This is a genomic window from Flavobacterium sp. (assembly GCF_020217025.1).
Lineage (GTDB): Bacteria > Bacteroidota > Bacteroidia > Flavobacteriales > Flavobacteriaceae > Flavobacterium.
The window spans coordinates 1-10,000 of record NZ_JAIWOF010000059.1 but is presented as its reverse complement, the minus strand read 5'-3'; the positions used below and the strand labels follow the sequence as shown (position 1 = coordinate 10,000).

At 32.6% G+C, this 10,000-nt stretch carries 9 protein-coding genes; 4 read left to right on the top strand and 5 right to left on the bottom strand.

From position 1 onward, the window contains the following. Positions 1 to 300: 300 nt before the first annotated feature. From LDL23_RS02770 to LDL23_RS02750, 5 genes are all read right to left on the bottom strand, one after another. Entirely contained in the window at positions 301 to 582 is a 282-nt protein-coding gene (locus LDL23_RS02770; protein ID WP_291264347.1) for a hypothetical protein, read from the bottom strand. 74 nt (positions 583 to 656) lie between these two features. After that, positions 657 to 2,168, bottom strand: a complete 1,512-nt coding sequence (gene atpD, locus LDL23_RS02765; RefSeq protein ID WP_291264346.1) for a F0F1 ATP synthase subunit beta — start codon at positions 2,166 to 2,168, stop codon at positions 657 to 659. A 152-nt stretch (positions 2,169 to 2,320) separates the two neighbouring features. Then, positions 2,321 to 4,168, bottom strand: a complete 1,848-nt coding sequence (gene glmS, locus LDL23_RS02760; RefSeq protein WP_291264345.1) for a glutamine--fructose-6-phosphate transaminase (isomerizing) — start codon at positions 4,166 to 4,168, stop codon at positions 2,321 to 2,323. A 6-nt stretch (positions 4,169 to 4,174) separates the two neighbouring features. After that, positions 4,175 to 5,920, bottom strand: coding sequence for a DUF4270 domain-containing protein (locus LDL23_RS02755; protein ID WP_291264344.1), 1,746 nt, complete (start codon positions 5,918 to 5,920; stop codon positions 4,175 to 4,177). A gap of 14 nt (positions 5,921 to 5,934) precedes the next feature. After that, on the bottom strand, positions 5,935 to 6,741 hold the full coding sequence (locus LDL23_RS02750) for a glycogen/starch synthase (protein WP_291264343.1): 807 nt from the start codon (positions 6,739 to 6,741) through the stop codon (positions 5,935 to 5,937). 107 nt (positions 6,742 to 6,848) lie between these two features. Here LDL23_RS02750 and panC point away from each other — a divergent pair, with 107 nt between their 5' ends. From panC to LDL23_RS02730, 4 genes are all read left to right on the top strand, one after another. Then, complete coding sequence (gene panC, locus LDL23_RS02745) at positions 6,849 to 7,697, top strand: pantoate--beta-alanine ligase (RefSeq protein ID WP_291264342.1); 849 nt, start codon at positions 6,849 to 6,851, stop codon at positions 7,695 to 7,697. A gap of 13 nt (positions 7,698 to 7,710) precedes the next feature. Further along, positions 7,711 to 8,061 carry an aspartate 1-decarboxylase gene (gene panD, locus LDL23_RS02740; RefSeq protein ID WP_026725939.1) on the top strand — a complete coding sequence of 117 codons (351 nt, stop codon included), beginning with the start codon at positions 7,711 to 7,713 and terminating at the stop codon, positions 8,059 to 8,061. A 1-nt stretch (position 8,062) separates the two neighbouring features. Further along, positions 8,063 to 9,025 carry a lysylphosphatidylglycerol synthase transmembrane domain-containing protein gene (locus LDL23_RS02735; RefSeq protein ID WP_291264341.1) on the top strand — a complete coding sequence of 321 codons (963 nt, stop codon included), beginning with the start codon at positions 8,063 to 8,065 and terminating at the stop codon, positions 9,023 to 9,025. A 39-nt stretch (positions 9,026 to 9,064) separates the two neighbouring features. Then, a partial coding sequence (locus LDL23_RS02730) for an alpha/beta hydrolase-fold protein (protein ID WP_291264340.1) occupies positions 9,065 to 10,000 on the top strand: 936 nt, incomplete at its 3' end.

Sequence of the window (10,000 nt, the reverse complement as noted above, 5' to 3'; positions counted from 1 at the left end):
ATTTTCCAGTTTTTATTGAGTTTCTCTATTTTAAAATTACATTTTGTTGTTTTGAGTCGTCAAATTTTCACTTCAATGAAATAAAGATTAATCACAAAACCCAAACTCTTTCGAATTTGGGTTTTGATATTTTTGGTTATTTTTATTTTACTTTTATTAGCTTCAACAACATATTTTTCTAAATCGCTTGTCATTAAAGGTGTTTAAGGATTGAAACCATTGCATATTCGCTTAAAACAAATTCTTATTTTATAAAAAAGTCCCGCAAATTGCAGGACTTTTTACTATAAACTTATTGTCTTAGTCAGCTAAAACAATAATCTTATTTTCATTCATTTCGATGGTACCTGAATTAATAGGTAACCAATACGTTTGCTCATTTACTTTATTGAATTTAGAAACGAATTCTTTATCAATTTTAATGTTTTGAGCATTGATTTTCACGTTTCCTTTTGCTAACAATGAAACAATAGGCGCGTGATTATTTAGCATTTGAAACTCACCGTTGATTCCAGGAACTGCTACTGAAGTAACTTCTCCTTTAAACAATGTAGCTTCTGGTGATACTATTTCTAAAATCATACTTTTATAATTGATAATTAATAATTGACAATGGATAATTAATTGTCAACTATCAATTGTTAATTGTACATTGACTATGCTTCTGCTAACATTTTTTGTCCAGCTTCGATAGCTTCTTCGATAGTACCTTTAAGGTTGAACGCTGCTTCTGGTAAGTGGTCTAATTCACCATCCATAATCATGTTAAATCCTTTGATAGTTTCTTTAATATCAACCAATACTCCAGGAATACCTGTAAATTGCTCCGCTACGTGGAAAGGTTGAGATAAGAAACGTTGTACACGACGTGCACGAGATACTGCTAATTTATCTTCTTCAGATAACTCTTCCATACCTAAGATGGCGATGATATCTTGTAATTGTTTGTATTTTTGAAGAATCTCTTTTACTCTTTGAGCACAGTCATAATGCTCGTTTCCTAAGATTTCTGGAGTTAAGATACGAGAAGTAGAATCTAATGGATCTACCGCTGGATAAATACCTAACTCAGCAATTTTACGAGACAATACAGTTGTTGCATCTAAGTGAGCAAACGTTGTTGCTGGTGCAGGGTCAGTTAAGTCATCCGCAGGAACGTAAACCGCTTGTACAGATGTAATAGATCCTTTTTTAGTTGAAGTAATACGCTCTTGCATCGCACCCATTTCAGTTGCTAATGTAGGTTGGTAACCTACCGCAGATGGCATACGACCTAATAAAGCCGATACTTCAGAACCTGCTTGTGTAAAACGGAAGATATTATCAACGAAGAATAATACGTCTTTACCTTGGTCAGATCCAGCTCCATCACGGAAATATTCAGCGATAGATAATCCTGAAAGTGCTACACGAGCACGAGCTCCAGGTGGCTCATTCATTTGTCCGAAAACGAAAGTAGCTTTAGACTCTCTCATTCCTGGCATATCTACTTTAGATAAATCCCATCCTCCATTTTCCATAGAGTGCATGAATTCTTCACCGTATTTAATAATTCCTGACTCTAACATCTCACGAAGTAAGTCATTTCCTTCACGTGTTCTTTCCCCTACTCCTGCGAATACAGAAAGTCCACCGTGACCTTTTGCAATATTGTTAATCAACTCCTGAATCAATACTGTTTTACCTACTCCAGCACCACCAAATAATCCAATTTTACCTCCTTTTGCGTAAGGCTCAATAAGGTCGATTACTTTAATACCTGTAAATAAAACTTCAGAAGAAGTTGATAAGTCTTCAAATTTTGGAGCTGGTCTGTGGATTGGTAAACCATTTGCACCTGATTTAGGTAAATCTCCTAAACCGTCGATTGCATCACCAATTACATTAAATAAACGACCAAAAACGTCTGCTCCAATTGGCATTTGAATTGCAGCACCAGTAGCAACTACTTCCGCTCCTCTTGACAAACCATCTGTAGAGTCCATAGAAATGGTACGAACAGTGTTTTCACCAATGTGAGATTGAACTTCAAGTACTAATAAAGTACCATCTTTTTTAGTGATTTCTAATGAATCGTAAATTTTAGGTAATTCGTTATTTGAATCGTTGAAAACGACATCAACAACTGGCCCGATAATTTGTGCAACTTTTCCTGTGATTCTAGACATTGCTTATGTATTTATTTAATAGCTAATTAATGTTAGAAAAATGATGTATTTTTCCGAGTGCAAAGATAGTTTTTTCTAAAACAATTTTGCAATTTATTTTTTGAATTTTTTGCAATAAAAAAGCGAAATCTTCCAATTTCGCTTTTAAAATGTTATTCTACAGTAACGGATTTTGCTAAATTCCTAGGCTGATCGACATTACAACCTCTAAGAACTGCAATATGATACGATAGTAATTGTAAAGGAATTGTAGTCAACAATGGTGTAAACGGTTCGTTGGTTTCTGGAATTTCAATTACGTGGTCTGCTAAAGCTTTTACTTGTGTATCTCCTTTAGTAACTACAGCAATAATTTTTCCGCTTCTTGATTTTATTTCTTGAATATTACTTACCACTTTATCGTAATGCCCTTTATTTGGAGCAATTACAATTACCGGCATAGATTCGTCAATCAAAGCAATTGGTCCGTGCTTCATTTCTGCTGCTGGATACCCTTCTGCGTGGATATATGAAATTTCTTTTAATTTTAATGCGCCTTCTAAAGCTACTGGGAAGTTATAACCTCTTCCTAAGTACAAACAATTTGTAGCGTCTTTGTAAATTTCGGCAATTTGTTTAGCAACATCATTTGTTAATAAAGCTTCTTGCACTTTTTCTGGTATTAATTCTAATTCCAACAAATAACGTTGGTAATCTGAATTACTCATTGTTCCTTTTGCTTTTGCTAAACGTAGCGCTAACAAAGTAAGAATTGTAATTTGCGTAGTAAATGCTTTTGTAGAAGCTACTCCAATTTCAGGACCCGCATGTGTATAAGCACCTGCATGCGTTTCACGAGAAATTGACGAACCTACCACATTACAAACTCCAAATACAAAAGCTCCGTTTTCTTTAGCTAATTTGATTGCTGCCAAAGTATCTGCCGTTTCACCTGATTGTGAAATTGCGATAACAACATCATCTTTATTAATGATTGGATTTCTATAGCGGAATTCTGAAGCATATTCTACTTCTACTGGAATTCTTGAAAATTCTTCGATAATATATTCCGCAACTAATCCTGCGTGCCATGAAGTTCCACATGCAACAATAAGGATTCGTTTTGCATTTAAAAATTTTTCTAAATTATCTTCAACACCTGACATTTGGATAATCCCTTTGTTTGCCAAAAGTCTTCCTCGGTAAGTATCTTTGATTACGCTTGGTTGTTCGTAGATTTCTTTCATCATGAAATGATCGTAACCACCTTTTTCAATTTGCTCCAAGTTTAATTGAAGTTCTTGAATATAAGGATCAACCAATGAATCGTCTTTGATTTTTCTAACTTTTAATGGTTTGTGTAAACGCACAATTGCCATTTCTTCATCCTCTAAATAAATAGCGTTTGAAGTATATTCGATAAAAGGAGTAGCATCTGATGCGATGAAAAACTCGTCTTCACCAATTCCAATTGCCAATGGACTTCCTAAACGAGCCACAATAATTTCATCTGGTTTTTCCACGTCAATTACTGCAATCGCATAAGCACCAATAACCTGGTTTAATGCAACTTGAACTGCTTTTCCTAGTTTACAGTTTTCTTTTTTCTTAACTTCTTCAATCAAGTTTACTAATACCTCAGTATCTGTATCCGATTTAAAAGTATAACCTCTTTTGATTAATTCTTGTTTTAATGGCTCATAATTTTCGATGATTCCATTATGAATAATCACTAATTTTCCAGAATTTGAAAAATGTGGATGCGAATTTACATCATTAGGAACTCCATGAGTTGCCCAACGTGTGTGTCCCATTCCTATTTTACCAATAGTCGTTTTCTCTCTTTCCGCTTTAGCTTCAAGATCAGAAACTTTCCCTTTGGTTTTTGATAATTTTAAATCTTTTCCGTCATATAATACAATACCAGCACTATCGTAACCTCTATATTCTAAACGATGTAATCCTTTAATAATAACCGGATAAGCATCTCTATGACCAATATAACCTACAATTCCACACATATACTATTAGTTATTAGGTTTAGTGAAATAAATACTTAATTTTAATTTCATAGGAACTACATTTCCATCTTCATCAACGTAAGTTGCAGTACTTTGAGACCCATGCAATACTGTTCCTACAGGACTCATAAATGAAGCAATTGGCAATAATTTTACTTCGTCTGAAGCCCCAATTGTAATAGGATTTTTAAGAACTCCATTAGTATTAAGTCTAATATTTTCCGTTACACTTAATCCTAATCTAACATTCTTATTATTATCTTCATTATCACTCTTTAGAATATTTTTAATTAAAGTCGAAACCTTAATTCTGTATTTTATTCCTCTTCCATCATCTACATCTTCTCTTTCGATAATTCCACCATATTTAGAAAATTTATCGAATTTTGAATTTTGACTTTGCGAAGGATCTACAAGATAATCAATAATAGGTTTATTATTTGTTGCATCAAAAAGATAAATTCTATGAGGCTCATAAATACTTGCACTAGACATTGCCGTTCTATCGATATAAAAATTCAAATAAGCTTCATTAATTAACCAGTTACCCGCTTTAACATCTGCTCTTAAATCTTCCAACTCTGAAGGATTTTTGAACATATCGATAAAAGCTACTGAACCTTCATTCCCTTTAATAAATAACTTACTATCACCATTAACTTCATCTGAAGCTGCTAATGCACTACTATAACTTGAATTGTTAGCATTATTTATCAAATTAACTGTATTTCCTAATAAATTTAATTTTAATGTTCTTTTTGCATTATTTGTTTGAGGAACACCATTTGAATCGGTAATTGTTATATCTGAATGGTATTGAATTGTAATAAAGCCTTTCGAAAAATCTAACATTGCTAGAGCTCCTGTTCCTGGCGAAGTTTGCGTAACTTTAAAGTAAAGTCCTCTAAAATATTCTCTAAATATATTGTTATTAAATAGCTTTCCGTTTTGTGAAGCTTCTAATATTCTTTGTTTAATTACGTTCTTATCTAAATTAATCCACATTCCTGGAAGCGCTCTGTCTTTAATAACTCTAACGCTTAAATCACTTTGAGAAGCCAAAGGTTCTCCATCGCTATCCACAAAAACATAAGTACCGTTATCTAATAACTTAGATTTATAATACACAATTTCATTACTATTAAATTTAAAATTTGTGTTTTGATAAATATCTGAACTTGTATTTAATTGTTGTCCAATATTTGAATCAAATTTAGCGAAGTCATTTGAATAAAATTTTTGACTATTAACAAAATCTTCTCCAGGATTATAATCATTTAAAAAATACCCATTCTCATAAATTTTTAAATCAAACGTAGTGTTTTTATCTCCATAGATAGAATCTAGTTCATATACTTTTAAGTTTGTGTTTTCGTCAACAACTTGAGTATCTGTTGCGAAATAAGGTATGTAAAGATATACTGAATCAGTTGCTTCAATTGTAAAATTTTCACCAAGTATCTTTTTTGGATTTTCATAGGTCCTTGTTAACCCTAATTGGGTAACAAAACTTGCTGTAGTAGCACCAAAAGCAGGATTCTCATAAACTCCAAATGCATTAATAGAAAGATTATTCGTTTGAACAGGACCTGTTGCTTTGTTGTAAGACACAACATCATAATCCACTTTTTCAAGATTAAAATGATCATCTCCAACAACGTCAGAACCAATAGTGTTAAAATCTTTATCACAAGAAACGAATACAATTGCGATAGCAAGTAAAGAAAATATTTTTAGAAAACTTTTTTTCATAGTAGAAAACCCTTTTATAATACGTGATTTTTAATAAACGAAGTATATACTTCTTTAATTGTGTCTTTTGAGGCGAAAGGTAAAAAAGGTTTGTTTGAACTTTCTATAAATTTTGTTAAAGTTGGAGACAACACTTCAGAACCTGCAACCACAGCATCTGAGTGCATAATTGAAACCTTCATTAAGTTATCATAAGTAGGAGATTCTAAATCTGAAACAGCATCTTTACTAATGTTATCAAATAATACTTTATTGATAAATTCTTTATCTAATTCTCCTTCAAAACCTTGTTCGTAAACCGATGAAATAATTTTTGTTTCCGCAAAAATACCTTCATCTTTGTAATAATGTTTCAAATAAACTGGTAACATAGCTGCCATCCAACCATGAACATGAATTACATCCGGAACCCAATTTAATTTCTTAACGGTTTCAACTACTCCTTTTGCAAAGAAAATAGCCCTTTCGTCATTATCGGGATATAAAACACCTTCTTCGTCTGAAAAAGTTGCTTTTCTTTTGAAATATTCGTCATTATCAATAAAATAAACTTGAATTCGCTCTTTAGGAATTGAAGCTACTTTAATAATTAGAGGCATATCCATATCATTTACCACCAAATTCATCCCTGATAAACGAATAACTTCGTGTAGTTGATGTCTTCTTTCGTTAATATTACCATATCTAGGCATAAAAATTCGTATTTGACCACCTAAATCATTAATCATTTTTGGCATTTCATACGATTGTAACGATACTTCATTTTCAGCTAAATAAGGCACCACTTCAGATGATACATACAATATCCTCTTGTCTTCCATAATGTATTCTAGTTAATTAATGTTTTAAAAAACCTTGCAAAATTACAAAATTTTATGGATTTATCCACTAAAATAGTAAGTTTGCACCTGAAATAACAAAGTAGAAAATGCTCATTTTTAACAAAAAGTCCGATTTAAGCGCTTTTTTAAGCCCATTAATCAAACAAAATAAATCCATTGGATTTGTTCCTACAATGGGAGCATTGCATCAAGGACACCTATCGTTACTTAAAAATTCGCTTTCTGAAAACGATGTAACAGTAATGAGTATTTTTGTAAATCCAACGCAATTTAACAACGCTGAAGATTTAGATAAATATCCAAGAACTTTAGATCGCGATGTGCAAATCATGCAAGATTTAAGCAACAAGATCATCGTTTATGCGCCAGAAGTTGCCGATATTTATGAAGGAAACACCGTTTCTGAAAATTTTGATTACGATGGTTTAGAAAATCAAATGGAAGGCAAACACCGACCAAGACATTTTGATGGCGTAGGAACTATTGTGAAACGTCTTTTTGAAATTGTTCAACCGAACAAAGCTTATTTTGGTGAGAAAGATTTTCAGCAACTACAAATTGTAAAAAAATTAGTTTCAAAACACAACATTCCAGTTGAAGTTATTGGTTGCCCAATTCACAGAGAAGCAAATGGATTAGCCATGAGTTCTCGCAACGAAAGACTATCAGAATCCGCAAGAGAAAAAGCAGCTGTAATTTATCAAATTTTAAACACGGCTAAAGATTTTTTCCAAAACCATTCAGCGGAAGAAACCACAACATTTGTTGAAAACGAATTCGAAAAACATCCTGAATTTCAATTGGAATATTTCGAAATCGCCGATGAAGCAACACTTTTACCCGTTTCTGAAAAAGAATCGAATAAAAAATATCGAGGATTTATCGCCATTTTCATTGAGAATATCAGATTAATTGATAATATTTCACTAAATTAATTACCTTTGCATCATGCAAATTCAAGTAGTAAAATCGAAAATTCATAGAGTAACCGTAACGGGTGCTGATTTGAATTACATAGGAAGTATCACCATTGACGAAGCCTTAATGGAAGCGTCTAACATTATTGAAGGTGAAAAAGTACAAATCGTTAACATTAATAATGGCGAACGATTAGAAACATATGCTATCAAAGGACCAAGAAACACAGGCGAAATCACATTGAACGGTCCAGCAGCTCGTAAAGTACACCGTGGCGATATCATCATCATTATTTCTTACGGAATTATGGACTTTGAAGAAGCTAAAAAATTCAAACCTACTTTAGTTTTCCCTAACGAGAAAGACAACTCTTTAACTTAGTTTGAAAGCCAGTATCCGAAAATTTTTAAGTCTAACTATCCCACTTTTAATTGGGTTGGGAATTATTTATTATCAATATACTACCCTCTCACCAAATGAATTAGAAAAAATCAAAATCAGTTTTATTAAAGCCGATTATTTCTACATTTATTTATCGCTTTTTATTGCGCTTTTTGGCTATTGGTCTAGAGCTTACCGTTGGAAATTTGCTTTGCAACACTTAGGCTATAACACAAAATTTCGCAACGATTTACTTACTGTTTGTGTTTCGTATTTAGTGAACTTAACCATTCCTCGCTCTGGCGAAGTATCTAGAGCAATGCTCCTAAAAAAATACGAAGAGGTACCTTTTGACAAGGCCTTTGGAACTATCGTAGCCGAACGCATTGTGGATATGTTGATTTTTTTACTTTTTGTAGCCATAGGATTTATTTCCCAATTTGATACCATTTATAAATACCTTGTTAATAAAGGTGTAGAATTCGAAACTTTAATTTGGATTGGAATTTTAGGATTTGTTTTATTTGTCCTTTTTATTCTGGTTTGGATTTATGCCGAATGGAACATCATCTTAAAACTAAAACAAAAACTTTCTGGCTTAATCGAGGGCATGCAAAGCATCTTAAAAATGAAAGAAAAATGGAAATACATTTTTCATTCGTTTTTTATTTGGTTTTCTTATTTAGCCATGTTTTATGTAACTATTTTTGCTTTACCTGAAACTGCCGATATTAGTTTTGATGTTGTAGTTATGGGATTTATTTTTGGCACATTGGCCGTTGGATTTACCAATGGTGGTTTAGGCGCATATCCTCTAGCAATAGCTTCAATATTAAGCTTATACGGAATTTCAGAAGGGATTGGAACTGCCTTTGGGTATTTAATTTGGGTTTCTCAAACATTGTTAACCATTTTCTTAGGATTATTATCTTATTTGCTTTTACCTATTTTAAATAAAAAATAAATTAGTAAATTGCTAATCTATTTAACCAAACTATTTAAAATGAAAACCAAACTTTTCCTTTTTGCTTTATTGGTATCGTCATGCTTATTTGCACAACGCACACCAGAAACTATCGAATCTAAAAAATTAGGCACAAGAACTTTTACAGTTGTAACGCCTGCATCATACGCAACTAGCCCAGAAAAAAGCTACCCAACTTTGTTAATTTTAGATGGCGAATATTTATTAGATCCATTTGAAGGAATTTTAAAATATGGCGCTTATTGGGACGATTTACCAGAAATGATTATCATCGCCGTAAATCAAAATTATGGCGAAACTCGTTTTGCAGATAGTGAATTTGACGAGGCGGGATTTCCTTCTGGCACAGGAGCAAATTTCTTTGAATTTATTGGACAGGAATTATATCCTTATGTAGATAAAAAATACCGCACCATTCCTTTCAGAATGATTGCTGGACACGACACAACTGCTGGTTTCTTGAACTTTTATTTGTATAAAGACAACCCAATTTTCAATGCTTATATTTCATTAGCACCAGAAATGGCTCCAGAAATGGAAAAACGTGTAGCAGAACGTTTAGCAAAAATGGTAAAACCCGTTTTCTATTATCAAGCTACAGGCGAAGGTGATTTAAAAGAAATCAACGAAAAAGCAGCAGAATTAGACGCCAATATTAAAGCCGTTCCAAATGCTACATTTAAATATCAAAACGATGCTTTCAAAGGCGCTTCGCATTATTCATTAGTAGCAAAAGCTATCCCAAATGCAATTTATTTTATTTTTGATGGTTACCAACCGATTTCAATGGTTGAATTTCAGGATAAAATTCTAAAATTAGATGCTGGATATACCGATTATTTGATTGCCAAATATGACGAATTAGAAAAACGTTTTGGTTTTAAAATGAAACCGAGATTATCGGATTTTAAAGCTATTGAAGCAGCAATCATGAAAAATAAAGCATATAATGAA

What these genes read in the sequence shown, in the direction of transcription:
- atpD (WP_291264346.1), bottom strand. Translation starts at nt 2,168, where the DNA reads ATGTCTAGAATCACAGGAAAAGTTGCACAAATTATCGGGCCAGTTGTT.
- glmS (WP_291264345.1), bottom strand. Translation starts at nt 4,168, where the DNA reads ATGTGTGGAATTGTAGGTTATATTGGTCATAGAGATGCTTATCCGGTT.
- LDL23_RS02770 (WP_291264347.1), bottom strand. Translation starts at nt 582, where the DNA reads ATGATTTTAGAAATAGTATCACCAGAAGCTACATTGTTTAAAGGAGAA.
- LDL23_RS02750 (WP_291264343.1), bottom strand. Translation starts at nt 6,741, where the DNA reads ATGGAAGACAAGAGGATATTGTATGTATCATCTGAAGTGGTGCCTTAT.
- panC (WP_291264342.1), top strand. Translation starts at nt 6,849, where the DNA reads ATGCTCATTTTTAACAAAAAGTCCGATTTAAGCGCTTTTTTAAGCCCA.
- panD (WP_026725939.1), top strand. Translation starts at nt 7,711, where the DNA reads ATGCAAATTCAAGTAGTAAAATCGAAAATTCATAGAGTAACCGTAACG.
- LDL23_RS02755 (WP_291264344.1), bottom strand. Translation starts at nt 5,920, where the DNA reads ATGAAAAAAAGTTTTCTAAAAATATTTTCTTTACTTGCTATCGCAATT.